Below are 24988 nucleotides of genomic sequence, written 5' to 3'. Positions count from 1 at the left end.
TAGACTTAATACTTCACTGGCGAACTATTCTTTGGTGAAATGAAACAGATGCCCGAATGTCTCGCCCATATGGACGAGGGGATTGGCCGTGTGAGCGAGATATTCCCGGAGCTTCCCCTCCAGGAAGTCGTACTCACGCGCCTGCTATTGCTGGTGGGTGGCACGCTGCTCGACGAGCTGGAACGCAACCTCAAGCCGTATGGCCTGAATGACAGCGATTTCCGCACGTTGATGATGATTTACAGCAGCCCTACCGGGAGTGCGACACCATCCGAACTGTGCGAGTACGCACAGCAAGGCGCCACCAACATGACGCGCATCGCCAACGTGCTGGTGAAGGCAGGCTTGGTCACTCGCGCCACCAGCGCGGAAGACCGTCGCCGCATCGTGCTAAGCATCACCACGGCCGGCAAACGGATGGTGCGCAAGATCCTTCCGCCGCTTTTCCCGAATGTTCATCGTGCATACGCCACGCTGACCGCCAATGACAAGCGAACGCTCGACCGCCTTCTTCGCCAGATAGCCGTCAACATCGACTCGCTCACCCAATCGGACTCCCGTCCATGACCCCACATCGCCCCCTCCGTCACGGGCTTGGCCGTCGCGCGCTGCTCGCCTGCGCCGTCGTGCTTGCCGTCGCGGGCTGCTCTGTTCCCGCCAAGCTCAATCGCCCGCCGATCCGGGACGACGTCCCTCTCGCGGGCCTGGACACCGGCCATCGCGCCGGCTGGCCCGACACCGCCTGGTGGAAGCAGTACAACGACCCGCAGCTTGACCAGCTGATCGATCTGGCCATGCAGGATTCGCCGGACCTGGCGGAAGCCCGCTCCCGCGTGGATTCGGCGCAGCAATCCGTCCGTGCCGCCACCGCGCAATCCGGCCTCAGCGTGAACGGCAGCGCGCAGGTGGAACGCCAGCGCCTGAGTGAAACGGGCCTGATTCCGCCCAAGTTCCTCGGTTTCACCTGGTACAACCAGGGCGACATCGGCGTGCAGGCGCAGTACGACTTCGACTTCTGGGGCAAGAAGCGCAACACCATCGAAGGCTCCGTGGATCAGGCCCACGCTGCCGAAGCGCAGCACAGCGCCGCGGCACTCGCCATCCAGACCACTATTGCCGATACCTATTTCGGCTGGCTCGCCGACCAGTCGCGCGTCGCGCTTGCGAAGCAGTCCGTACAGACGGCTGAACAGATGGAGCAGATCGCGACCCTGCGCGTGAAGCAAGGCGTCGACCGACCGGACACGCTGCAGTCCGCCAAGGCTCAGACGGCCGCCGCGCGACAGTCGCTGGTGGCCATCGAAAGCTCGGCGCGTATCCGCCAGGCCGCACTCGCCAGCCTGTGCGGCGTGTCGCCTGCGCAGCTGCCAACGCTGCAGCCGCGCGCCCTTCCCGGCGTCACCACGGGCCTGCCCGACAACGTCGGCGTCGACCTGATCGCGCGTCGCCCCGACATCGCCGCCAGCCTGTGGCAAGTCGAAGCGGCGCTGCGACAGACCGACGTGGCGCGGGCGCAGTTCTTCCCGGATATCAGCCTCAGCGCCATGGCGGGTCTGTCGACCATCGATCTCGACAAGATGTTCAGCTCGGGCAGCCGCGTGTTCGGCCTGACACCGGCACTGCACCTGCCGATCTTCACCGGCGGCCTGCTGGAAGCGAATTACGGCATCAGCAAGGCCCAGCTCGATACGGCAATGGCCCAATACAACAGCGCGGTGCTGAACGCCGCACGCGACGTTGCCACGCAAAGCCTCACCGCCGACCAGATCGAAGGCCGCCGCAAGGAACAGGCGCGCGAGATTGCCGCCAACCAGCAGTTGCTCGCCACGGCGCAGTCGCGCGTACAGCGCGGCGTTACCGATCGTCGCGAAACACTGAGCGCGCAGGCACAGCTGCTGCAGCAACAGGACAACGATGTGAGCCTGCAGGCGCAGGCGCTGTCCACCGATATCTCGCTGATCAAGGCCCTGGGTGGCGGTTACCGCGCCAGCCTGCCCGAGCAGGCCTCCAGCGAACGCCCCTCTTCCCCTTTGAACCTTTCCGGAGACGCCGCCCATGAGCGCCACTGAGTCCGCCGTCAACAAGAACGATAACGACAGCGGCATGGCCGCCAAGGATCCGGCCAAGCGTCGACGCGCACTGCTGATCGTTGCTCTTGTCTTCATCCTTGCCGCTGCGACATGGGTGGTGCTGTGGCTGTTCGTGTTCTCCCGGCGCGAGCAGACCGACAACGCCTACGTGGGCGGCAACCAGGTGGCCATCTCCGCACAGGTGCCGGGCATCGTCGTGGCCATCCTTACCGACGATACGCAGCGTGTGGAAGCCGGCCAGGTGCTGGTGAAACTGGACAACACCGATGCCGACGTACGCCTGCAGCAGGCCAGCAGCTCGCTGGCGCAGGCCGTGCGCCAGGTGCGCCAGCAGACCGATTCGGCCACCAGCGCCGATGCCCAGGTGGCCAAGGCCAAGGTGGATCTGAAGAAGGCCCAGGCCGACCTCGCCCGCCGCGCGCCGCTGATCGCCGCTCAGGCCGAAGCGCCCGAGACCGTGCAGCATCTGCGTGACGCGGTGGATCAGGCCCAGGCGTCGCTCGATGCGGCCCAGGCGCAGGCGTACGCCGCGCACGCCGCCATCGAAGGCACCGTGATCGCCAAGAACCCGGCCGTGGAACAGGCGCGCGCCAACTTCCGTTCGGCGTGGATCGCCGCCCAGCGCAACAGTATCTTCGCGCCGGTAACCGGCTACGTTGCCCAGCGCAGCGTGCAGGTGGGCAACAGCGTGCAGCCGGGCCAGCAGCTGATGACCGTGGTGCCGCTGCACAACCTGTGGGTCGATGCCAACTTCAAGGAAAACCAGCTGCGCCACATCCGCGTGGGCCAGCCCGCCAAGATCGAAGCCGACGTTTACGGCAGCGGCGTGGAATTCCACGGCAAGGTGATCGGCCTGGGCGCCGGTACGGGCGCGGTGTTCTCGCTGCTGCCGGCACAGAACGCCACCGGCAACTGGATCAAGGTGGTGCAGCGCGTGCCGGTGCGCATTGCGCTGGACGACAAGGAGCTGGACCAGCATCCGCTGCGCGTGGGCCTGTCCACCGATGTCACGGTGGACATCACCGACGACAAGGGCGGCATGAACGCGGCGCAGGGCAACGGCCAGCCGGTCGCCGAAACCTCGGTCTATGACCAGATGGCCAGCAAGGCCGACGAAGAAGCCTCCAAGGTCATCCAGGCCAACCTCAGCCAGCGCGACGCGAACTGACCCCACGACGGACACGCCGCCATGGCTGACAATTCCAACGAAGAAAAGACGGCCGAAGGCTTGCCGCCTTTGCACGGCGCCGCGCTGGTCCTGCTGACCATCGCGGTAGCGTTCAGCACCTTCATGGAGGTGCTGGACATGACCATCGTCAATGTCGCGGTGCCTCATATCGCCGGCAGCCTTGGCGTGAGCGCCAACGAAGGCACCTGGACGATCAGCTCGTACTCGCTGGCCAGCGCCATCATGCAGCCGCTGACCGGCTGGATCGCGCGCCGCTTCGGCGAAGTGAAAACGTTCGTGGTTTCGGTCGGCCTGTTCGTCGTCTTCTCGATGATGTGCGGCCTGGCCACCTCCATGCCCATGCTGGTGTTTGCGCGCCTGATGCAGGGCGCAGGTTCCGGCCCGATGGTGGCGCTGTCGCTCACCCTGCTGCTGGCGAGTTACCCGAAAGCCAAGCAAGGCATCGCGCTCGCCCTGTGGGCGATGACGGTAGTGGTTGCGCCCATCTTCGGACCCATCCTGGGCGGCTGGCTCACGGACAATTTCTCGTGGCCGTGGATTTTCTACATCAACCTGCCGGTGGGCATCCTTGCCGGTGTCATCACCTGGACCCTGCTGCGCAAGCGCGAAACCAAGACGTACCAGTCGCCCATCGACGTGGTCGGCCTGGTGCTGCTGGTGGGCGGCGTGGGCTGCCTGCAGTTCATGCTGGACAACGGCAACGACCATGACTGGTTCGCCTCGCCGCTGATTGCCACGCTGGGCATCATCGCCCTGGTCTCACTCACCTTCCTGGTGGTGTGGGAACTGCACGCCAAACACCCGGTGGTGGACCTTGGCCTGTTCAAGCAACGCAACTTCACGGCGGGTGTCGTCGCGCTGTCGCTGGGCATGTTCGCGTTCTTCGGCATCAACGTGGTGTTCCCGCTGTGGCTGCAGACCACGCTGGGATACACGGCGACATGGGCGGGCCTGGCCACCGCACCGGTGGGCATCCTCGCCTTCCTGCTCTCGCCCGTGCTGGGCAAGAACATGCAGAAACTGGAACTGCGCGCCGTGGTGACGTTCGCCTTCGTGGTGTTCGCGGCCACCTCGTACTGGTTCTCCACCTTCGACACCAGTGCGTCGTTCTCCACCCTGGTGCTGCCCCGATTCGTGATGGGCGTGGCCATCCCCTGCTTCTTCATCCCGCTCAACCAGATCTACCTGTCGGGACTGCCCGCGGAGGAAATCGCCAGTGCCAGCGGCCTGGCCAACTTCTTCCGAACGCTGGGCTCCAGCGTGTCCACGGCGGTGACGGTGACGCTATGGCAGCACCGCGGCATCCTGCACCACGCCAACCTGACCGAGAACGTGACGGCCGCCAGCGCGCCAACCAACCAGATCCTGACGCAGCTGACCCATGGCGGCGGCAGTCAGCAGCAGGCGCTGGGCATCGTCGACCAGATGGTGAACAAGGAAGCCCTCACCCTGGCGGTGAATGACATCTTCCTGCTGTGCGCGGTGCTGTTCATTGTGCTGATCCCGGTGATCTGGCTGGCCAAGCCGCCCTTTGGCTCCGCCGGCGGCCCCGCCCACTGACCCCGGGCCGCCCTCATGTGCCGGATTGAGCTCAATCCGGCACAAACCGGCACAAACAGGCATGTGATTGATCTAACAGGAATTGCTGCAACTGACCAGTGCAGCAATGAATACCAGTTGGGCGACTGGTGCGCCGCAATACCTTCTGCTAGTTTGTGTGCATGGCACAAACGATCCGCATCATCAAGAAGTATCCGAACCGTCGGCTCTACGACACGGAAATCTCCAGCTACATCACGCTGGAAGAGGTCCGTCAGCTGGTGCTGGACGGCGAAACCTTCGAAGTCCGCGACGCCAAGAGCGGCGAGGACCTGACTCGCTCGGTCCTGCTGCAGATCATCTCTGAGCACGAGGAAAAGGGGCAGCCGATGCTGTCTCCCCAGCTGCTCAGCCAGATCATCCGCTTCTACGGCGACTCGTTGCAGGGGTTCATGGGCCCGTACCTGGAGCGCAGCCTGCAGGTCTTCCTGGACCAGCAGCAGCAGTTCCGCACGCAGCTCAACAGCCTGCTCGGCCAGACGCCCTGGTCCATGCTCAACGACCTGACCGAGCGCAACATGGAAGCCTGGCGCAACATGCAGAGCGGCCTGCTCAACACCGCCACGCAGACCCAGACGCCGCCGCGCGGCACGACCAAGAAGCCGGGCTGATCCCGCCCGGCTCGCGCCCGCGAGCCACCCTTCTCCGTCTCACTCGCCGCTGCAGCACAACACGTGCTGCTGTGCGGCATGTGCACGAGTCCTTCACATGATCACGAACACACGCACGGCGCGCGTCGCCCTTGTCACGGGCGGCATCGGCGGCCTTGGTACCGAGATCTGTCGCCAGCTGGCGCAGGCCGGTCGCCAGGTTATTGCGGTTGACCTGCCCGGGCGCGAAGAACGACTGCGCGCCTTTCAGCAGGAAACGGCCGATCTCAACGGCGCCATCCGGTTCGAGCCCGGCGACGTCAGCCAGTTCGACAGCTGCGCCGAGCTGATCGGCCGCATCGAACAGCAACACGGCAGCGTGGACATCCTGGTAAACGCCGCCGGCATCACCCGCGACACCAGCCTGCGCAAAATGACGCCGCAGCAGTGGCACGAACTGATGCGCGTGAACCTGGACGGCGTGTTCAACACCTGCCGCAATGTGGTGGAAGGCATGAGCACGCGCGGCTTCGGCCGCATCGTCAACCTGAGCTCGGTCAACGGCCAGACCGGCCAGTTCGGCCAGACCAACTACTCCGCCGCCAAGGCTGGCGTGCACGGCTTCGGCATGGCGCTGGCGCGCGAAACCGCACGCAAGGGCATTACCGTCAATACGGTATCGCCGGGTTACTGCGATACGGCGCTGGTGGCTGCCGTGGCACAGGACATCCGCGAGCAGATCATTGCCGACATTCCGGTGGGCCGGCTGGGTTCACCGGGGGACATCGCCCGCGCCGTGGCCTTCCTTACCGCCGATGACGCCGGCTATATCACGGGTGCCAACCTGCCGGTCAACGGCGGGTATTTCATGAGCTTCTGAGTGAAGCGAAGGCCGCGCCTTCCTTCGCTCGGCATGACCAAAACGATCCCGTCATTCCCGCGAAAGCGGGAATGGCGGTTCCCGGGCCACCGCCGTCATGGCGACGTCGTAGCGCACTACCCGCGCCTTGCCGCACTGCGCATCGCCCTCCCCGCCCCCGACCCGCTACTCTTGGCGCTTTACGCGGTTGCCACCTACGCAGCGGGACTTCATGGCGAAGCACATCACTCTTATCGGCGGCGGCCTGGTCGGCGCCTTGCTGGCGCAGCAATTGGCGGGACGTGGTTTCGCCGTCGACGTTTTCGAGAAACGCCCTGACCCGCGCATTGCCGGCTTCACGGGTGGTCGCTCGATCAATCTCGCCCTGGCCGAACGCGGCCTGCAGGCGCTGCGCGAAGCCGGCCTGGCCGACGATGTGTTGCAGCGTGCGGTGATGATGCGCGGCCGCATGGTGCACACGCGCGACGGCCGCTCCGGGCTGCAGCGCTATGGCGTGGACGACAGCGAGGTGATCTGGTCCGTCTCGCGCGGCGCGCTCAACATGCTGTTGCTGGATGCCGCCGAAGCGGCCGGCGTGAATTTCCACTTCGGCCAGTCGCTGGCCCATGCCGATTTCGACCAGCGGCGCATCCGTCTGGTGGACGAACAAGGCGTATCGCGCGAGTTGGACGCACCGGTGGTGATCGGCGCCGATGGTGCGGGCTCTGCCCTGCGCGCAGCCATGAATGCGCACTCGCCGCTGGGCGAGCGCGTGGAGTCGCTGGGCCATGGCTACAAGGAACTGGAGATCCCGCCGGCCGGTGGTCTCTCCGCCGACCTGGTCGGCCGCAGCGGCGGCCACGACCAGTTCGCGCTGGAGCCGCACGCGCTGCACATCTGGCCGCGTGGCGGCTACATGTGCATCGCCCTGCCCAATACCGAAGGCAGCTTCACCGTCACCCTGTTCCTGCCGGCGCACGGGCCACACCCGAGCTTCGACACGCTGGGCGGTGCGAACACGGCGCGAGCCTTCTTCGAAGAAGATTTCCCCGACCTGCTGCCGCTGATTCCCGACTTCGCCAACGACTACGACGGCCACCCGGTGGGCACGCTCTCCACGCTGTACCTCGACCGCTGGCATCTGGATGGACGCGCACTGCTGGTGGGCGACGCCGCCCACGCCATCGTGCCGTTCCACGGCCAGGGCATGAACTGCGGTTTCGAAGACACCGTGGTGCTGGCGTCGCTGCTGGCCGAAGCGCCGGATGACACCGCCGACGTGTTCGCCGAGTTCCAGCGCATCCGCCAGCCCAACAGCGATGCCATCGCGGCGATGGCGCTGGAGAACTACGTGGAGATGCGCGACTCGGTCGCCGATCCGCATTACCTCGCCAAGCGGGCGCTGGGTGCCCTGCTGGCCGAGCACGCGCCGGGGCATTTCATGGCGCGCTATCGCATGGTCACCTTCACCCACCTGCCCTATGCCTACGCGTACGAACGCGGCCGCGCGCAGGACGTGCTGCTGGACCAACTGCTGCGCGGCTCCACCGACGCCGCTGCGGTGGATCTGGGCGCCGCCGTCGATGCACTGCGCGCCACGCTTCCGCCGCTGCCCGACCTGCGGCATGGATGACGCCCTGCTCGCCGCGTATCAGGCCACCGACTACCGGGTGCGCCTGGCGCGCGGCGGCTACGCCGCCATCCGTATCGGACAAGCCTTGTCACCACCCCTGCGAACCCTGGCCGGGGACCATGCCTGGGGTTTCATCACCGCATGGAACCCACGCTCGGAACCCACGCCCCGGCCGCAGAACCGGGGCGCCCAGCGTGCGCTGCTCGCCGTCCTGCGCGCGTTCCCGCAAACCTTGTTGATCCGCCCCGGCCGGGGCGTCAGCCGGGATGGGCGATGGATTGAACCCAGCCTGTGGGTGGTCGGGCCGGATACCGCCCCGCTCGATGCGCTCGCCCTTCGTTTTGGACAGTTCGGCTACGTCCATGGCCGGGGTGCCACGCCCGCCCAATTGCGCCTCCCACCCGGGGCTTAGGCGCTGCCCGCATGGCATCCGACGACCTGTTTCCAAGGCCCGCGCCCGCCACTTTTGTTGGCGTCACCTCGCCGCATGGACAAGCCCGCCGGGCATTGCGGACAATCGGGTGATGACTGCCTCCACCGCCGTCGCTCAGCCTCTGCTGGAGGCCCGGGCGCTCACCTTCTACCGCCAGGACGAACCCGTATTCGGTCCGCTGGATTTCTGCCTGCTCGCGGGCGAAGTGGCGCTGGTGGAAGGCGACAACGGCAGCGGCAAGACGACCCTGCTGCGCATCCTGGCCGGCCTGCTGCACATTGACGAGGGCACGGTGGACTGGCGCGGCCAGCCCTGGCGACGCGACGAGCATCTGGGCGACGTCCTTTTCCTCGGTCATCATCTGGGGCTGAAGGCTGATCTCAGTGCACGGGAGAACCTCGCCGTCGCCGCCGGCCTGTTCGGCACGCGCGACGGATGCACGGTGGAAGGCGTGCTCGCGGACATCGGTCTCGCCGGCTATGAAGACGAGCCGGTGCGGCGGCTCTCCGCCGGCCAGAAGAAGCGCGCCGCGCTCGCCCGCCTGCTGTTGCTGCCGGCCACCCTGTGGCTGCTCGACGAACCGTACGCCAACCTCGACCGTACCGGCATCGAACTGGTCAACCGCCTGCTTGAACGGCACGCCGCCGCCGGCGGCGCCGCGCTGGTGACCAGCCATGGTGCGGTGAGCTTTCTCCATGGCGAGCCGAAACGGATACGCATGCACGCATGAGTCACGCGCCGCTCGCTTCCGCCTGCGCCGCCGTGCTGCGCCGCGATCTCACCCTGGCCTGGCGTCGCCGTGGCGACATCGTCATGCCGGTGCTGTACGCGCTGATCGTGATCACGCTGTTCCCGTTCGCACTGGGACCGGAGGATGCCCTGCTCCAGCGCATCGCCGGCGGTGCCGTGCTGGTGACCATGCTGCTGGCCATGCTGCTGGCACTGGACGCCATGTTCCGCAGCGACATCGACGACGGCTCGCTCGAACAACTCATGCTGTCGCCGCAACCGCTGGCCCTGATGCTGGGCATGAAGATCCTGGCGCACTGGATCACCACGGCTCTTCCACTCATCGTCATCGCACCACTGCTGGCTGGCATGCTGCATCTGCCGACCGCCGTGATGCCGGTTTTGGTCTACGCATTGCTGCTGTCTACGCCGCTGCTGAGCCTGCTTGGCGCGGTGCTGGTGGCGCTGACGGCCGGCACGCGACGCTCTGGTATGCTGCTGGCGCTGATGTTGCTGCCGCTTTGCGTACCCGTGGTGATCTTTGCCGCAGGCGCTGTCGCCGCGGCTCAACAGGGGCTGCCGTGGCTTGCGCCCATCGCCTGGCTGGGTGCCGCGCTGGTCATGGCCTTGGTGCTCGCCCCCCTGGCCTGTGCCACTGCCCTCCGCATAGCTCTGGATGCATAACGACGATGGCCAACTGGATCCCGCTCTGGGTTCACAAGCTCAGCTCCCCGCCGAACTTTTACCGCTTCGCCGGCATCGTGCGTCCGTGGGCCCTGGCGCTTGCGCTCATCACCGGCGTCATCGCGCTTTACGGTGGCCTGGTACTGGCCCCCGCTGATTACCAGCAGGGCGATGCCTACCGCATCATCTTCATCCACGTGCCCTGCGCATGGATGAGTCTCTTTATTTACGGCCTGATGGCGGTCGCCTCGTTCATTTCGCTGGTGTGGCGCATCAAGCTCGCCGAAGTGGTGGCGATGGAATCGGCACCCATCGGCGCGGCCTTCACCTTCATCACGCTGGTCACCGGCTCGCTGTGGGGCAAGCCGATGTGGGGCACGTGGTGGACGTGGGATGCACGACTCACCTCCGAGCTGGTGCTGCTGTTCCTGTACATGGGCGTGATCGGCCTGTACCACTCGTTTGAAGATCGCCGGCAAGGCGCGCGCGCCGCGGCCTTCCTCGCCATCATCGGCATCATCAACGTGCCGATCGTGCATTTCTCGGTGAACTGGTGGAACACGCTGCACCAGGGTTCCACCGTGCGCATTCTTGGTCCTTCGAAGATCAGCACCGACATGCTGTGGCCGCTGCTCACCATGATGGCCGCCACCAAGTTCTATTACATCGCCAGCCTGTTTGGCCGCGTGCGCACCGACCTGCTGTCGATGGAAAGCGGCAAGGATTGGGTGCGACAGATAGCAGAGCGGGAGGGCCGCGCATGAGCGCCTTCCTCGCCATGGGCGGTTACGCCATGTATGTGTGGCCGGCCTACGCGGTGTTCTTCATCGTACTGATCGCCGACTACCTCAACCCGTGGCTGCGCCGCCGCCGCAACCTGCGCGAACTGCGCAGCCGCATGGCGCGACAGGCGGCACGCCAGCAACGCAACCCATCTGCGCCCTGAGGGGCACCTACGCGAATGAGCATGAACCCCACACGCAAGCGCAGGCTTACCATCGTCATTCTCGTGATCGCCGCGGCGGTCGTTGCGGGGGGCCTGATCGTGTTCGCCCTGCAGCAGAACATGAATTACCTGTTTACCCCCAGTCAGGTGCAGACCGGCCAGGCCAGCAGCTACAAGAGCTTCCGCCTCGGCGGCATGGTGAAGGCCGGCTCCATCCAGCGCAGCAAGGACTCGCTGAAGGTCACCTTCACCGTGGTCGATGCCAGCGGTTCGATGCCGGTGGAATACAACGGAATCCTGCCGGACCTGTTCCGCGACAACCAGTCGGTGATCGCCACGGGACACATGGACAACGCCCATTTCATGGCGACCGAAGTGCTGGCCAAGCATGACGAAACCTACATGCCCAAGGAGCTGAAGGACGCCATGGCCAAGGCCCACGAAGGCAAACAGGTGAACGAAGAAGCCGGACAGGACAAGCCGCAATGACGCCCGAACTCGGTCAACTCGCGCTGATCCTCGCCCTGCTGCTTGCGCTGGCGCAGGGCATCCTGCCGTTGATCGGCGCATGGCGCGGCAACACCGCCCTGATGGCCGTGGCGCGCCCGGCGGCGGCGGGACAGGCGGTGTTCGTATCGCTCGCCTTCGTGCTGCTGGTGTGGGCGTTCGTGTCGTTCGACTTCTCGGTGCAGTACGTCGCCGACAACTCCAACCTCGCGCTGCCCTGGTACTACCGCGTGGCCGCGGTGTGGGGCGCGCACGAAGGCTCGCTGCTGTTGTGGATCTTCATCCTCAACCTGTGGACGCTGGCGCTGGCCGTGCTGAGCCGCAACCTGCCCGAGGTGTTCGTGGCACGCGTGCTCGGCGTGCTGGGCCTGGTGGCGGTGGGCTTCCTCGCCTTCATCATCTTCACCTCCAACCCGTTCGCGCGCCTGCTGCCGATGCCGCCCGATGGCGGTGACCTCAACCCGGTGCTGCAGGACCCGGGCATGACCTTCCACCCGCCCGTGCTCTACATGGGTTACGTCGGTTTCTCGGTGGCGTTCGCGTTCTCCATCGCTGCGTTGCTTGGCGGCGAACTGGAGCAGGCCTGGGTGCGCTGGGCGCGTCCGTGGACCAATGTGGCCTGGGGTTTTCTTTCCGCCGGCATCGTCGCTGGCAGCTGGTGGGCCTATGCCGAACTGGGCTGGGGCGGCTGGTGGTTCTGGGATCCGGTGGAAAACGCCAGCTTCATGCCGTGGCTGGTTGGCGCGGCGCTGGTCCATGCACAGGCGGTGACCGAAAAGCGCGGCGGCCTGCGCGCGTGGACCATCCTGCTGTCCATCTTCGCCTTCTCGCTGTCGTTGCTGGGTACCTTCCTGGTGCGCTCGGGCGTGCTCACCTCGGTGCATGCCTTCGCCTCCGATCCGCGTCGCGGCCTGTTCATCCTCTGCTTCCTCGCCGTGGTCGTCGGTGGCTCGCTGCTGCTGTACGCCATGCGCGCGCCGAAGGTGGCCGGCGGCAAGCCCTTCAGCGTGGTGTCGCGCGAAACCGCCATCCTCATCGGCAACCTGATGCTCACCGTGGCGGCGGCCATGGTGCTGCTCGGCACGCTGTTCCCGCTGGTGGGCGATGCGCTGAACATCGGCAAGGTTTCGGTAGGCCCGCCCTACTTCGGTTTCCTGTTCACGCTGCTGATGATTCCGGTGGTGCTGCTGTTGCCGTTCGGCCCCTACCTGCGCTGGGGCAAGAGCGACGTGCCGGTGCTGAAGAAGGTGATGTGGCGTGCCGGTCTGGCAGCCGTTGCCTGCGCCATCCTCGCGGCGTTCGCCACCGGCGGTGAAACCAAGGCTATTGCCGGCACCGCTGCCGCCGTGTGGTGCGGCTTCGGCACGCTGCTTTACGTGTTCAAGCGTTGGCGCGAGATGCCGGCGGGTCGCCGCTACCCGGCCGAGATGGCCGGCATGCTGCTCGCACACTTCGGCGTAGGCGTGTTTCTTGCCGGCGTGCTGCTCACCAATGCGCTCAGCGTGGAGCGCGACGTGCGCGTGGCGCCAGGCCAGACCGAAACTATCGGTGGCTACGAATTCCGCTTCGACGGCGTGCAACACACGCAGGGCCCCAACTGGCAGGGCGATCAGGGCACGGTCACTGTGATGCGCAACGGCAGCGAAGTGGCCGTGATGCATCCTCAGAAGCGCACCTATACGCGCGGCCAGGTGCAGACCGAATCGGCCATCAACCCCGGCCTGTTCCGCGACTTGTACGTGGCGCTGGGCGAACCGATGGATCCGAAGCAGCCGGAAGGTGCATGGGCGCTGCGCCTTTACGACAAGCCCTTCGTGCGCTGGATCTGGGCCGGCGGCCTGTTCATGATGCTGGGCGGTTTCTTCGCGGCCGCTGACCGTCGCTTCCGCACCAAGCGCGTGGCGGAAACGCAGGCCACCCCGGCCACCGTGCTGCAGGAGTCGCGCGCATGAGCCGACTGATTCCGTTCTTCGGCTTCCTGCTGCTGGTGGTGCTGTTCGGCTTCGGCATCTGGTGGAACACCCAGCACGATCAGCGCGAGGTGCCCTCGCCGCTGATCAACAAACCGGCGCCCGCCTTCGTGCTGCCGAAGCTGGATGATCCCGCGCAAACCGTGAGCCGCGACAACCTGCTCGGCAAGCCCTACCTCATCAACGTCTTCGCCAGCTGGTGCATCGCCTGCGGCGAAGAACACCCGGTGCTGATGGCGCAGGGCAAGTCCATCGGCGTGCCCGTCATCGGCTACAACTACAAGGATGACGAAGGCGACGCCAAGGGCTGGCTGGCCAAGCACGGCAACCCGTACGACATGGTCATCGTGGATCGCGAAGGACGCACCGCCATCGACTTCGGCGTGTATGGCGCGCCGGAAAGCTTCCTCGTCGACGGCAAGGGCATCATCCGCTACAAGCGCATCGGCCCGCTGACGCCGGACGTGATCGAAAAAGAATTGAAGCCGGCCATCGCTGCGCTCGCCAAGGAGCAGCCATGAGCGGTGACATCCATAGCTCTCCTGTAGGAGCGCACCCTGTGCGCGACCACCGGACGAAGCGGCGAGCATGGGGTCGCGCACAGGGTGCGCTCCTACAGTTGGCTTTGTTGTTCTTTGCGGGCCTTGCCTTCGCCCAGGCCATCGACCCGCTGCCCTTCAAGAATCACGCCGAAGAAGTCCGCTTCCAGAACCTCACGCGCGAGCTGCGTTGCCTGGTCTGCCAGAACGAAAACCTGGCCGACTCCAACGCCGACCTGGCGCGCGACCTGCGGCATGAAGTGTTCAACCTGATGCAGCAGGGCAAGAGCGACGACGAGATCAAGCAATACCTCGTGGACCGCTATTCCGATTTCGTGTTGTACGACCCGCCGGTGAAAGGCGGCACGCTGCTGTTGTGGTTCGGGCCATTGGTGATCTTGCTGGCCGGTGCGGCCGTGGTCGTGGTGACCGTGCGCCGGCGCGTTCGCGCCGCGCCCGTCGCCACCGTGGACGACAAGCCTGCTGAAGAAGGGGACGATTGGTGAGGCTGGCTTTCTTTCTGATCGCCGCGGCGATGATCGTCGCGGCGCTGCTCCTGCTGTTGTTGCCCATGCTGCGCCACGGGCGCCAGCAGGGCCGTCCGCGCAATGTTTTCGCACTGGCCATGGTGATGGCGTTCTGCCTGCCGGTGGCGGCCATCGGGCTGTATCTCGCCGTGGGTACGCCGGTAGCGCTCAATGGCGTGCCCAAGGCCAGCGCCGGCATGAACATCGACCAGGCCGTGGATGAGCTGAAAGCGCATCTGGTGCAACAGCCTGACGACCTGCAGGGCTGGATGCTGCTGGGCCAGACCTACAGCGTGATGCATCGCGCCGCCGAAGCACGCGATGCCTACGATCACGCGCTCAAGCTCGACGCGGACAACGCCGTGGCCATGGTCGGCTGGGCCGAAGCCGATTCGCTGCTGCGCGACGACCACCGCATCGAAGGCCGCGCGCAGGAACTGCTCGAGCGCGCGGTGAAGATTGACCCGCAAAGCCAGCGTGGCCTGTGGCTGCTCGGCATCAGTCAGTTCCAGCACGACCAGTTCGCCCAGGCGGCGACGACGTGGCGCCAGCTGCAGCCCCAGCTCGACCCGAACTCCAACGTGGCCAAGGCCGTGCAGGAGCAGATCGCCGTGGCCGACGCACGCGCCAACGGCGGCAAGGCCGCGCCGGAAACCCCAGCCGCGGAAGCCACGCAGCCCTCGCTGCAGGTGCAGGTGGCGCTGTCGCCCGCGCTGAAGGACAAGCTGGCGCAGGGCGACACCCTGTTCGTCTACGCCCGCGCCGAACAGGGCCCGCCGATGCCGCTGGCCGTGGCAAAGATGGACGCCACCGCCCTGCCCGCCACCGTCACCCTCAACGATGGCATGGGCATGACGCCGCAACTCAAACTGTCCTCGGCATCGCGCGTGTTCGTGGGCGCCCGCATCAGCAAGAGCGGTCAAGCCATCGCCCAGCCGGGTGACCTGGAAGGCGATGCCGGCGTGGTGGATGTGAACACGCATGTGCCGATCAAGATCAGCATCGACAAGGTTCATTGAGGGCCGGTTTGCGCGGCCATTTGAGCGCCTGTTTGCGCTCGTCGCTCAAGTTTGCGACTCACCTGCACGAACCCTCACCGTCATCCCTGCGAAAGCAGGGATCCAGCGACTTTTCGATTTTCCGCAGCGTCTGAAAGGCACTGGATCCCTGCTTTCGCAGGGATGACGGTGAGGGCGGATGTGGTCTCGCCCAGATCGCGGAACGCCTCCAGCAGCCACCACTAAAACACCCGCGCCATCCGCCCGCCAACACCGCCCACCCTCGGAATCACCATCCCCGGGTGTGTAAACTCCATGTCCTGCGCGCCGTCCACGCCCGCCCTGCCGGCCGCCCGCAACGCTCTGTCAGCAGCCCCAAAGGACATCCATGGCCCACGACGCCCGCCGCTACTGCGCCCTGCCCTCGCCCTTCGCGATGAAACGCGGCGGAGCACTGCGTGATGCCCGCGTGGCGTACGAAACCTGGGGCATGCTGAGCGACGCGCGTGACAACGCCGTGCTCATCCTCACCGGCCTCTCGCCCAGCGCGCACGCCGCCTCCAACGCGGAAGATCCCTCCGAGGGCTGGTGGGAGGCGATGATCGGCCCCGGCAAGGCCATCGACACCTCGCGCTGGTTCGTCATCTGCGTGAATTCGCTGGGCAGCGACAAGGGCTCCACCTGCGCCGCATCGATCAACCCGGCCACCGGCGAACCCTATCGCCTCGACTTTCCCGAGCTGTCACTGGAAGACGTGGCCAACGCAGCGCACGTCGTTATCGAAAGCCTGGGCATCGATCAGCTCGCCTGCCTCATCGGCTGTTCCATGGGCGGCATGAGTGCGCTGGCCTACATGGTGCTGCACCCCGGCAGCGTGCGCGCGCACATCAGCGTGGATACCGCACCGCAGGCGCAGCCCTTCGCCATCGCTATCCGCTCGCTGCAGCGCGAGGCCATCCGCCTCGACCCGCACTGGAACAAGGGCCACTACCGCGACGACAGCTACCCCACCGACGGCATGAGCATCGCGCGCAAGCTCGGCGTGATCACCTACCGTTCCGCCATGGAATGGAACGGCCGCTTCGCACGCATCCGTCTCGATCCCGAACGGCGCGACGACAACCCCTTCGGCGCGGAATTCGAAGTGGAGTCCTACCTGGAAGGCCACGCCCAGCGTTTCGTGCACACCTTCGACCCCAACAGCTACCTGTACCTGTCGCGCGCCAGCGACTGGTTCGACATGGCCGAGTACGGCAATGGCAGCGTGATGGAAGGCCTCAGCCGCATCCGCGTGGAAAAGGCCATGGTGATCGGCGTGAGCACCGACATCCTGTTTCCGCTGGAACAGCAGGAGCAGATCGCCCAGGGCTTGAGCGCCGCCGGCGCCGGCGTGGATTTCGTGGCGCTGGACTCCCCGCAGGGCCATGACGCCTTCCTGGTGGACATTCCCAACTACAGCCGTGCCATCGGAGGCTTTCTCGGCCAATTATGAACGGCTGACAGCGCCCCTGCCTCGGCGCTGCTAAGATGGACCGGCTGCACGACCTACCGAGAACACCATGCTTACCCTGGACTTCCCCGGCTCCCGCCAGCTCATCGACGCCATCGACGATGCTGTTTCGCAGGGCACCACGCGCGCCGTCACCGACAGCCTGCGCAACAGCCTGTGCAACCTCATCCGCGGCCAGGAAGTGAAGCTTCCCGACTGCGTCTTCGAGACCGCCGAAGGCCGCTACGCCCGCCGCGAGCTTTACCGCAGCGAACAGCACGGCTACTGCGTGGTGGCCATGACCTGGGGCCCCGGCCAGGGCACCCCCATCCACGACCACTGCGGCATGTGGTGCGTGGAAGGCGTGTGGAGCGGCGCGCTGGAAGTGGTCCAGTACGAGCGCCTGGCCGATGAAGACGGCAACTACTGCTTCCAGCCCGTGGGCTCCATCCAGGCCGGCCCCGGCTCCGCCGGCAGCCTGATCCCGCCCCACGAGTACCACACCATCCGCAACCCCAGCGGCGACGCCGTGGCCGTGAGCCTGCACATCTACTCCGGCCAGATGACCCACTGCGCCGTGTTCCAGCCGCTGGGCGACAACCAATACCAGCGCACCGACCGCCAGCTGGGGCTCGACCCCGTCCACTGAACCCGGCATAATGGCCCGCTTGCAATGCCGGTGTGGCGGAATGGTAGACGCGGCGGACTCAAAATCCGCTTCTGGCGACAGAGTGTAGGTTCGAGTCCTATCACCGGTACCAGTAAGGGGTTTCAGGCACTACCACCGAAACCCGAGAACGAAGATAAACCAGCGTAATAGCTGGTTTTTTTATGCCCGAAGGTATCAGGGCGTCCCACGAGATATCAGCCAAGCTCGGGGTATCAGGGGGTATTTACGGGGGTACATGGCAGTGATACGGTTCGCAAGAACTTGCTAATACCCCCGCTTTTCGGGGTGCGCGTCAGCACTTGCCGCACAGGTACCCCCACATGCTTACCGATACCGCCATACGCAAGGCGAAGCCCTCTACCAAACCCTTCAAACTCGCAGATGGCGGCGGCTTATATCTGCTAGTGAAACCTGATGGCGCGCGTTACTGGCGAATGAAGTACAGGATCGCAGGCAAGGAGAAGCTGCTTGCGCTGGGGGTATATCCACACATCACTCTGCTGTTGCAGGCTCGCTATGACCTTGATCGGGTGATGCGAAGTAACAGTCGAGGTGTGCGAGGCGTGGAGTAGGAAGGGCGAAGGAGTGTGCGAGGCCGCGCAACCCCGGATTCCGCCGTTGGCTTCATCCGGGCTACGGTCAAGGCGCGCATCCGTAGCCCGGATGAAGCGCAGCGAGAATCCGGGATCGCCACGCCCGCGCAAGCACGACATGCACCGCATCGTTGAACCCCGGATTCCGCCGGTGGCCCCATCCGGGCTACGGTCAAGGCGCGCATCCGTAGCCCGGATGAAGCGCAGCGAGAATCCGGGATCGCCCCCCCCCGCGCAAGCACGACATGCACCGTATCGTTTAACCCCGGATTCCGCCGTTGGCTCCATCCGGGCTACGGGGTCAGGCGCGCATTCGTAGCCCGGATGAAGCGCAGCGAGAATCCGGGATCGCCACGCCCGCGCAAGCACGACATGCACCGCATCGTTGAACCCCGGATTCCGCCGTTGGCTCCATCCGGGCTACGGGGTTGTGGGACGCCCTGCCCTTACGGTGCTCGCGTGAAATCCATCACCCAATTCACTTCCCACGTTTTGCCGTCATCAGCGGAATACGCCTGTTCCCAGTGGGCCGTGGTTTTGGTGATGCCTGACCACACGAAGCGCACGCGCACGGGTTTTCCGCGCAGGGTGTCGGTGGAATAGAAGGTGCCGACGCCGTTCTCGAAATGGCCTTTGACGGGTGGGTCGAGCTGGCCGAACGGGTCGCGGCCGTCGAGCCACCAGATGGCCCATTGCGCGGTTTGCGGGTCGTAGGAACGCAGGCCGACGCCGCGATAGGTGCCTTCCTTGGTGTAGAACACGTTGTCGTCCACGTTGGCGTGGCCGTCCATCAGCTCGTGCATGCTCAGCGTGCCGTCGAACTCTTCCCAGTCGTGGCTGTTGGCCAGTCGCTCGCGGAGCTTGCGGTGGTGGCTGCGCCAGTTGCCCACCAGGAAATCGAAGTCGTGCACGCCGGCAAGGTTGGCCTTGCCCTGTTGGGCCTTGGGCGTGTCCTGCGAGGCGTGCAGCGGCGCTATGGCGCTGCCCAGGCCAAGGAAGACGGCAGCGATAAACACAACGCGAAAACCTTTCATGGGTGGGTCCTTCTGCGATGGCGGCACCGGGCGCGCGGGCAATTCGCTCGAGCCGCCCCGTGCGCCATGAAGCGCGCACGAGGCGGCGCCCTCAATAGCCACTTTGCGATGAATGCGGCGAGTCAGTGGCCTTGCGCATCCACCGTGGGTTCGAGGCGCTGAACAAGAACCAGTATCAATGGCAGCCCCGAAGCTTTCGCGTGACTGAAATTTCGCGCAGCACGCGCACGTGCGCGGCCTAGGCCGTTAGTCAGGGTATTCAGCGAATGATGCGCCCGTTTAGATGGGTGGGAACAGGGGACATGAGGCTATGCCGTGGCGAGATCGTCGCACTGGTTCAATCACGCAGGATCGACTTTCCGCTACGAACTCACCACCACCCGATCGCCGGTCACCCTTACCTACATTGCGCAGGTCTGGCGGGATGGCACGCAATTCGCCTTTGTGCACGACACCATTGCCCGCGACGACAGCGCGGTCCAGCGCTGGTCCGATGTGGCCACCGAGCTGATCGCCGTGATTCATGCGGAAAGAAAGATTCGCGGGCTCGCCTAGCTGCCGCGCCTGGCCGGTGTGGCGCACGCCGTGGCCGCGCACATGAGCCCCCGCGGCGCCGATACCCCTGGCGCATCGGCTGCCTGCCGATGCGCCGCCCCTGACTGTCAAACCCATGCAACTAGGCGCATCACTGACCGTGGATAGGGAAACCACCGAAGCAGGGGCCATCACGCAACATGCCCCTGCCCCGGCTCACCGCATAAGGCATCAATCAGTAGCCGCCGGAAACGTCGATGACGACGCCGCTGGATATCAGCGTGAGATAGAACTGGCCACCATCGGTGCGTACCCAGCGATAACCCGGGTCCGGACGGCGCAGGTGGTAGCGGTCGTAGTCGGTGACGTAGTACTCGCGGCCGTAGTACTGCGGCGGCAGGCGATCACCCTTTTTGTACCAGCCCTTGTGGTTGCCATTGTCATGGCGCCCTTCGTCCTTGGGGTTGTGGCCGTGGTCACCGTTGTCCCAGTGCTTGTCGTCGCCGTGACCGTGATCGTGGTCGTCCTGCGGCGTGGACATGGCCAGTCCGCTACTGGCAAGCAAGGCTGCTGCAATGGCGAACGAAAGAAGGCGTTTCATGTATGGAACCTCGCTGGAATTGGAAACCTTCGACGGGTATCGCAAGGCAGTGACGGTTCTTCACCGCATGCGCTTACATCCGTCGCATACAACATCGCACAGAAAAGTGCGTGCCAGATCAGGTATCGCAAGCCAGCGTTAAGCCAGCAGCGGCTTTTGTCGTTCAGCAACACCTTCGGATGCGGACAGGCTGCAGCAAGGAAAGGCCTGTTTTATGCGATGAAATTCACGAAATGGACGGCTATTTGACTGGCAGCTGAAGCACTTTTGCTTGCTTCCTGAACCTGCGAATCCGCGCTCTTTTCTTGCGCTTTGCGCTCGGCCAGTATCCGCGCCGAGGCCGTTCGGTAAGCAGGTTCCTGCTACACCACCGCGCGGCAGGTGCGGAGTTCATCTTGTGCCCGTTGGGGTGCCTCGAAGGAAATCGGTTCACTACCTTCAGAAGGCAGACCATGAAAAAAAGAGTGCATGTACTTACCGCCTTGAGCGTCGCCATGGGCCTGGGTGTTACCAGCGCCGCGGCATGGGCCGATACCACGTCGGCCACGACCACCACTGCCACCACCGCGACATCCACTTCGGCCAAGGGCACGCAGGACAGCACCCGGCTCACCGGTTCGTACACCACGTTTGCCGGTTCTACTGCCAATGCGCAGGCGCTGGTGACTGGCCTGCACAGCGGCAGCACCGTGGTGCTCACCACGCCGGCCACGGCCACCACGCCTGCGTCGCAGGTCAGCTTTACGCCCACCACGCATCAGCTGGGCTATGGCAACGTCAACATTGCGCTGTCGCTGGCGCAGGCCGAACTGAAGGCGGCGGGTATCACGCAGCCCACGGCCGCACAGATCGCAGCGGCACTGAACGGCGGTGCGATCGCCGGCCCGAGTGGAACGAAAGAGCTCACCGGCGTGCTCACGTTGCGCAGTGAAGACAAGGGCTGGGGCCAGGTCAGCAAGACGCTGGGCCTGAAGCTGGGCGATGTGCTGGCCGACGCTAAGACGCACGGCCCGGTGCCCGACAAGGCAGACATGGCGCACGGTGAGAAGTCGGAGATGGCCGACAAGAACGACAAGGCTGACAAGTCCGACAAGGACGATCACGCTGACAAGGTGGCCAAGGCCGATCGCCCCGACAAGGCCGAGCATCCGGACAAGCCCGAAAAGCCCGAGCGTCCCGACAAGCCCGAACGCGGCGGTCGCTGATTCCTTTCCTTTACCGAACCACGCGGAGGTCCCTTCGGGGCCTCCGTGCTCCTTGCTACACCCCAGGAAAACCCATGAACCTCAAGAACACCAGCACCCTCTGCGCGCTCGGCGTACTGGGCCTGATGGCACAAGCCGCGCACGCCGATGACAGCTCCACCATCAAGGTGGGCGCGGGCATCGACTACACCACCGGCAACTACGGCACCTCGACCACCACCGACATCACGCAGGTGCCGGTGATCTTCGGCTACGACATCGACCGCTGGTCGTTCAAGCTGGACGTGCCGTATATCCACGTCACGGGTGCCGACAACGTCATCCCCGGCATTGGTCCGGTGAAGAACAGCAACCCCAAGGGTCGCGGCCACGGCAAGGGCAATGCGTCGGGCAGCACCACGCCGACCACCGAAACGGCCGGCTCGGCCTCTGGCCTGGGCGACATCACCGCCGCCGCCACCTACGAGGCTTACCGCGATACCAGCGCGCAGTTTGGCATCGACGTCACCGGCAAGATCAAGTTCGGTACGGCCGACGCGGACAAGGGCCTGGGCACTGGCAAGAACGACTACAGCTTTGCCGTGGACTCGTACAAGGGCTTCGGTAAGTGGACGGTGTTCGGTGGCGTGAGCTACACGTGGCTGGGCAGCTCGCAGTACCTCCGTCTCAACGATGTGTTCGGTGCCAACGTGGGCGCCAGCTACAAGCTCGATACCCACAGCAGCTTCGGCGCGTACTACGACTATCGCGAGAAGGCATCGGATACCAGCTTCGCCCGCAATGAACTCACCGGCTACTACGCCTACAAGTTCGCTGCCGGCTGGAAGGCGCAGGCCTATGTCACCAAGGGCTTCACCGATGGCAGCCCGGACTGGGGTGTCGGCGCCACGGTGGCCTATTCGTTCTGAACCACGTTGCACACCGGGTCTGGCGATGCCGCTGATCCGGTGACATGGCGAATACCCAAAGGCCCGGTTATGCCGGGCCTCTTCGTGGCCATCACGGTGCTATGCCGCCAGCCTGCTCAACGCCTGCGGAACATCGAGCCCAGGCTGCGCGGCCGTGGCAGCTCGGCGGCGCAACTGGAATGCAGCTGGCCGATCTGCCGCAGGGTGCGGTTGGCATGCAGCTGTGCCTGTACGCGCGTGGCCTCGAGTTGCTTGATGTCGTTTCGCAACGCGTTGTCGCGTTGCATGGCGCGCTGCTTCTGGGCGGCGTTGCGCTGCATGTTGACGCGCAGCCGCTCGGCCCTGGCTTCCGATTCGGCGATATGCCGTTTCAGCTGCACGTTTCTCGCTTCCAGCTGCACGCGACGCACTTCCGCGCGGGCGCGGCTGTTCACCTGCACGGCGAATTCCTCGAAGGCCTTTTCGGCCAGGTCGAACTCGGTTGACTTCACCGCCCGCCACAACAGGTCGTCCATGTAGATGGCGGCGTAGAACATCAGTTCGGCGGGATGGAAATAGAGCCGCACGCCGTGTCCGAAACTGTGCAGCTCGCGCATGGTCATGACGGCGGTTTCCCGCTCCAGCCACTCGACCTCTTCCACGTCGGCGACATCGACGAGGTCGCCGTCGGCATACGGGTGCCGCCAGTGGGCGGTGACCGTGGCCACGTCGGCAAGGTCGTCGTCGTGCGGGGCGGCCGAGTCGTCATGGTGCGCGTCTGTCGGCACGGTGCTGTCTTCGCTCGCGCAAAGCACCACGGGAAATTCCCGCACCGATGAATTCTCAGTCATGGCGACCTTCCGGAGCGCAGCGAGTGTTTGCACGAATGGCAGGCCATGTGATCGGACATGCACCTGAGCGAACCGAGCCGCGGTTTGGGATCGGCAGCCGGAATGATAGAGAGCGTGCCGCGCGGGGCGACATGGGACACTTCTGAATTGGATGGCTCGCCAAGCACTCCGCGGATAGATGCCCCTGCCCCATCCATCCGCGACGATGGCTTGCGCGCAGCCGCTATCGGAATCAGCGCGAACCCGGTTTGATGTTGCCGCGGACCGGCAGTTACGCCTTCTTCTTTTTGGTCGCCTTCGTGGCCGTCCTGGCACGCGTGGCCATGGCCGATGCCGCCGGCGCGGCATCCGGCGGCAGGGCCTGCAACGCGCTGGCACGCACCTTGCGCAGGAACGTCACGCCCGCCACGAACTTCGCTTTCGCTCCATCAGGATCGGAAGGCGCCACATCGGCGTAGTTGTCGAACACGGCCTTCAGGCGCTCGGCGTAGGCTTCCTGGATGATGTCTTCGTCGCTCATCGGGTTTGCCATGGTTGCTCCTTGGTGTGATGACGTCAGTGCATGAAGGGATAGTGCGCCAGGTCCCGCCATCGCCGGTTCTCGCTGACCAGCAACGACAGGGTTTCGCACCAGCCGTAGATCGGCCCGTGATCGGCGAGGCGGGCCTGCAGTTCGTTGATGATGGCCGGCTGCTCGTGCTGCACATGTCGCGCCACCGACAGGTGAGGCACGTAGTCGGGGAAGGCGCCGCCGCCCCTGGGGTAGTCGGGAAAGGCACGCTCCAGCGCAGTGGCGATCTGGATCAGCGGCCTGGCGGGTTCGGGGGCCAGCCACACCACCGAAGGAAAGGTCTTCACCTGTTCCAGGCGGAACATGGGGGCGGGAATATCCGCGACGACATCGCGCAGCCGCCCCAGCACGGCGGGCGTGAACAGCTCGCTGTCCATGAAGGGATAGATCAAGGTGATATGCGCGCCCAGTCCGCGGCGCGCGGCAGGATCGTGCTGCTCGCGGAAACTGCCGACGACCGGCTCGGCCTCGGGCACCAACAGCGCTAGCAGGGTACGCGCCATGGTCGGCCCGTTGCCTTCCTGTGTCCCGGCAAGTTGCCGTGGAAAAGCATTATCGCGCTACCGGCGCACGTGACCACACTCGCCGGACGGCCTGCCGCGTGAGGACTCAACCACCGTACAGGTGTCGCCGGGCAACCGGCTCAGCCGGCGCGGATCAGCACCAGCCGCCCGCAAAAGTCTTCTTCTGCATCGACACCACCGGCGTGGTCGGCGCGGCGTTCCACAACATGGGCTCCAGCCCATCGTCACCCTGCAGCTCGCGGGCGAAGGCCACGCCCTCGTCCTCACCCGCACGGGCGGCCATGGCAGCGGTGGCGAACAGGGTTGCCGCCTCGCCACTGGTCAGTGGTTCCCAGTGCGTGCGGTCCAGCCCGGGGGATCGGAACAGTGTCCAGGTACCCGTCCACTGGGTCTTGCCCTGGCGCACGATATCGAACGCGTCGCCCTGGATCAGGTAAATGCCGACGAGTACCGCCATCTGGAACTCCTTTTCGCCTACGGCGCCAGGTCGGGGGGAGCCGGCGATGAGGGGAATCGCGGCGACATGGCGTACTGGGGGGAAACTTTCCACGGCAACTTACGCCTAGCTGACCAAAACCCTCGCGTGGCAAAGGTCATGGATGCAAGCGCATGTTTTTACGCCCCTTTTGCAGGGCACCATCGCACCCACGCCAGGCCGGAACCAGGCCCGGGGCGGGCTGAAGGGTTCTGTTGAGGCACGCCGGGCGGCCCCCGACCGTACGGATGTTGCGCAGCG

29 protein-coding genes and 1 tRNA gene are annotated in these 24988 nt (G+C 65.2%); 24 read left to right on the top strand and 6 right to left on the bottom strand.

Annotated elements, in window-relative coordinates:
- Positions 1-90: 90 nt before the first annotated feature.
- The 21 genes from H8F01_RS17290 (at position 91) to H8F01_RS17190 (ending at position 18024) form a co-directional block, all read left to right on the top strand.
- Positions 91-567, top strand: a complete 477-nt coding sequence (locus tag H8F01_RS17290; protein WP_338017284.1) for a MarR family winged helix-turn-helix transcriptional regulator — start codon at positions 91-93, stop codon at positions 565-567.
- The gene (locus H8F01_RS17285) at positions 564-2069 is read left to right on the top strand and encodes an efflux transporter outer membrane subunit (RefSeq protein ID WP_187056288.1); all 1506 of its coding nucleotides are present in this window, start codon (positions 564-566) and stop codon (positions 2067-2069) included. The genes H8F01_RS17290 and H8F01_RS17285 overlap by 4 nt, the downstream gene beginning before the upstream one ends.
- On the top strand, positions 2056-3258 hold the full coding sequence (locus tag H8F01_RS17280) for an HlyD/EmrA/EmrK family protein (RefSeq protein ID WP_187056287.1): 1203 nt from the start codon (positions 2056-2058) through the stop codon (positions 3256-3258). Before H8F01_RS17285 ends, H8F01_RS17280 begins: the two co-directional genes overlap by 14 nt.
- A 21-nt stretch (positions 3259-3279) precedes the next feature.
- Positions 3280-4839, top strand: a complete 1560-nt coding sequence (locus H8F01_RS17275; protein ID WP_187056286.1) for a DHA2 family efflux MFS transporter permease subunit — start codon at positions 3280-3282, stop codon at positions 4837-4839.
- 161 nt (positions 4840-5000) lie between these two features.
- Positions 5001-5489, top strand: a complete 489-nt coding sequence (gene phaR / locus H8F01_RS17270) for a polyhydroxyalkanoate synthesis repressor PhaR (RefSeq protein WP_187056285.1) — start codon at positions 5001-5003, stop codon at positions 5487-5489.
- Between the two features lie 97 nt (positions 5490-5586).
- On the top strand, positions 5587-6348 hold the full coding sequence (gene phbB / locus H8F01_RS17265; RefSeq protein WP_187056284.1) for an acetoacetyl-CoA reductase: 762 nt from the start codon (positions 5587-5589) through the stop codon (positions 6346-6348).
- A 211-nt stretch (positions 6349-6559) separates the two neighbouring features.
- Positions 6560-7960 carry an FAD-dependent oxidoreductase gene (locus H8F01_RS17260; protein WP_187056283.1) on the top strand — a complete coding sequence of 467 codons (1401 nt, stop codon included), beginning with the start codon at positions 6560-6562 and terminating at the stop codon, positions 7958-7960.
- The gene (locus H8F01_RS17255) at positions 7953-8372 is read left to right on the top strand and encodes a DUF3293 domain-containing protein (RefSeq protein ID WP_187056282.1); all 420 of its coding nucleotides are present in this window, start codon (positions 7953-7955) and stop codon (positions 8370-8372) included. Before H8F01_RS17260 ends, H8F01_RS17255 begins: the two co-directional genes overlap by 8 nt.
- A gap of 112 nt (positions 8373-8484) precedes the next feature.
- Positions 8485-9123 (top strand): cytochrome c biogenesis heme-transporting ATPase CcmA, encoded by a 639-nt coding sequence (gene ccmA / locus H8F01_RS17250; protein ID WP_187056281.1) that lies wholly within the window; start codon positions 8485-8487, stop codon positions 9121-9123.
- Positions 9120-9806, top strand: a complete 687-nt coding sequence (gene ccmB, locus H8F01_RS17245; RefSeq protein WP_187056280.1) for a heme exporter protein CcmB — start codon at positions 9120-9122, stop codon at positions 9804-9806. Before ccmA ends, ccmB begins: the two co-directional genes overlap by 4 nt.
- Positions 9807-9811: 5 nt before the next feature.
- Positions 9812-10570 carry a heme ABC transporter permease gene (locus tag H8F01_RS17240; protein ID WP_187056279.1) on the top strand — a complete coding sequence of 253 codons (759 nt, stop codon included), beginning with the start codon at positions 9812-9814 and terminating at the stop codon, positions 10568-10570.
- Positions 10567-10752 carry a heme exporter protein CcmD gene (ccmD, locus tag H8F01_RS17235; RefSeq protein WP_187056278.1) on the top strand — a complete coding sequence of 62 codons (186 nt, stop codon included), beginning with the start codon at positions 10567-10569 and terminating at the stop codon, positions 10750-10752. Before H8F01_RS17240 ends, ccmD begins: the two co-directional genes overlap by 4 nt.
- A gap of 21 nt (positions 10753-10773) precedes the next feature.
- A complete protein-coding gene (gene ccmE / locus H8F01_RS17230) occupies positions 10774-11241 on the top strand; it encodes a cytochrome c maturation protein CcmE (RefSeq protein WP_187056277.1) in 468 nt (155 codons plus the stop codon).
- Positions 11238-13211: a heme lyase CcmF/NrfE family subunit gene (locus H8F01_RS17225; protein WP_187056276.1), complete on the top strand. Its 1974-nt coding sequence runs from the start codon at positions 11238-11240 to the stop codon at positions 13209-13211. The genes ccmE and H8F01_RS17225 overlap by 4 nt, the downstream gene beginning before the upstream one ends.
- A complete protein-coding gene (locus H8F01_RS17220; RefSeq protein ID WP_187056275.1) occupies positions 13208-13750 on the top strand; it encodes a DsbE family thiol:disulfide interchange protein in 543 nt (180 codons plus the stop codon). Before H8F01_RS17225 ends, H8F01_RS17220 begins: the two co-directional genes overlap by 4 nt.
- A gap of 98 nt (positions 13751-13848) precedes the next feature.
- Positions 13849-14274, top strand: a complete 426-nt coding sequence (locus H8F01_RS17215) for a cytochrome c-type biogenesis protein (protein WP_238481032.1) — start codon at positions 13849-13851, stop codon at positions 14272-14274.
- Positions 14271-15314, top strand: a complete 1044-nt coding sequence (locus H8F01_RS17210) for a tetratricopeptide repeat protein (RefSeq protein ID WP_187056273.1) — start codon at positions 14271-14273, stop codon at positions 15312-15314. The genes H8F01_RS17215 and H8F01_RS17210 overlap by 4 nt, the downstream gene beginning before the upstream one ends.
- Positions 15315-15681: 367 nt before the next feature.
- The gene (gene metX, locus H8F01_RS17205; protein ID WP_187056272.1) at positions 15682-16785 is read left to right on the top strand and encodes a homoserine O-acetyltransferase MetX; all 1104 of its coding nucleotides are present in this window, start codon (positions 15682-15684) and stop codon (positions 16783-16785) included.
- 67 nt (positions 16786-16852) lie between these two features.
- Positions 16853-17431: a cysteine dioxygenase family protein gene (locus H8F01_RS17200; RefSeq protein ID WP_187056271.1), complete on the top strand. Its 579-nt coding sequence runs from the start codon at positions 16853-16855 to the stop codon at positions 17429-17431.
- Between the two features lie 26 nt (positions 17432-17457).
- Positions 17458-17543: transfer RNA gene (locus H8F01_RS17195), tRNA-Leu, on the top strand.
- A 229-nt stretch (positions 17544-17772) separates the two neighbouring features.
- A complete protein-coding gene (locus H8F01_RS17190) occupies positions 17773-18024 on the top strand; it encodes an Arm DNA-binding domain-containing protein (protein ID WP_222615676.1) in 252 nt (83 codons plus the stop codon).
- Positions 18025-18491: 467 nt separating this feature from the next.
- On the opposite strand, the gene H8F01_RS17185 is transcribed toward H8F01_RS17190, so the two are convergent.
- Complete coding sequence (locus H8F01_RS17185) at positions 18492-19079, bottom strand: hypothetical protein (protein WP_222615675.1); 588 nt, start codon at positions 19077-19079, stop codon at positions 18492-18494.
- Between the two features lie 315 nt (positions 19080-19394).
- Between H8F01_RS17185 and H8F01_RS17180 the strand changes: the two genes are divergently transcribed.
- Positions 19395-19634 carry a hypothetical protein gene (locus H8F01_RS17180; RefSeq protein WP_187056270.1) on the top strand — a complete coding sequence of 80 codons (240 nt, stop codon included), beginning with the start codon at positions 19395-19397 and terminating at the stop codon, positions 19632-19634.
- Positions 19635-19848: 214 nt separating this feature from the next.
- Here H8F01_RS17180 and H8F01_RS17175 read toward each other — a convergent pair whose 3' ends face one another.
- On the bottom strand, positions 19849-20214 hold the full coding sequence (locus H8F01_RS17175; RefSeq protein WP_187056269.1) for an RcnB family protein: 366 nt from the start codon (positions 20212-20214) through the stop codon (positions 19849-19851).
- Positions 20215-20666: 452 nt separating this feature from the next.
- Between H8F01_RS17175 and H8F01_RS17170 the strand changes: the two genes are divergently transcribed.
- Positions 20667-21419 carry a hypothetical protein gene (locus tag H8F01_RS17170; protein ID WP_238481031.1) on the top strand — a complete coding sequence of 251 codons (753 nt, stop codon included), beginning with the start codon at positions 20667-20669 and terminating at the stop codon, positions 21417-21419.
- Between the two features lie 74 nt (positions 21420-21493).
- Positions 21494-22327: a transporter gene (locus H8F01_RS17165; protein WP_187056268.1), complete on the top strand. Its 834-nt coding sequence runs from the start codon at positions 21494-21496 to the stop codon at positions 22325-22327.
- 116 nt (positions 22328-22443) lie between these two features.
- Here H8F01_RS17165 and H8F01_RS17160 read toward each other — a convergent pair whose 3' ends face one another.
- The 4 genes from H8F01_RS17160 to H8F01_RS17145 all read right to left on the bottom strand — a co-directional run bounded on the left by H8F01_RS17160 (position 22444) and on the right by H8F01_RS17145 (position 24709).
- The gene (locus tag H8F01_RS17160; protein WP_187056267.1) at positions 22444-23157 is read right to left on the bottom strand and encodes a DUF2968 domain-containing protein; all 714 of its coding nucleotides are present in this window, start codon (positions 23155-23157) and stop codon (positions 22444-22446) included.
- Between the two features lie 271 nt (positions 23158-23428).
- A complete protein-coding gene (locus H8F01_RS17155; RefSeq protein WP_187056266.1) occupies positions 23429-23689 on the bottom strand; it encodes a hypothetical protein in 261 nt (86 codons plus the stop codon).
- A 23-nt stretch (positions 23690-23712) separates the two neighbouring features.
- Positions 23713-24231 (bottom strand): 2'-5' RNA ligase family protein, encoded by a 519-nt coding sequence (locus H8F01_RS17150; RefSeq protein ID WP_187056265.1) that lies wholly within the window; start codon positions 24229-24231, stop codon positions 23713-23715.
- A gap of 154 nt (positions 24232-24385) precedes the next feature.
- The gene (locus H8F01_RS17145) at positions 24386-24709 is read right to left on the bottom strand and encodes a hypothetical protein (RefSeq protein ID WP_187056264.1); all 324 of its coding nucleotides are present in this window, start codon (positions 24707-24709) and stop codon (positions 24386-24388) included.
- Positions 24710-24988 lie beyond the last annotated feature (279 nt).

The organism is Dyella telluris, from assembly GCF_014297575.1.
GTDB classification, from domain to species: Bacteria; Pseudomonadota; Gammaproteobacteria; order Xanthomonadales; family Rhodanobacteraceae; genus Dyella; species Dyella telluris.
The sequence above is the reverse complement of the archived record's forward strand: the minus strand, read 5'-3'. Positions and strand labels throughout refer to the sequence as shown.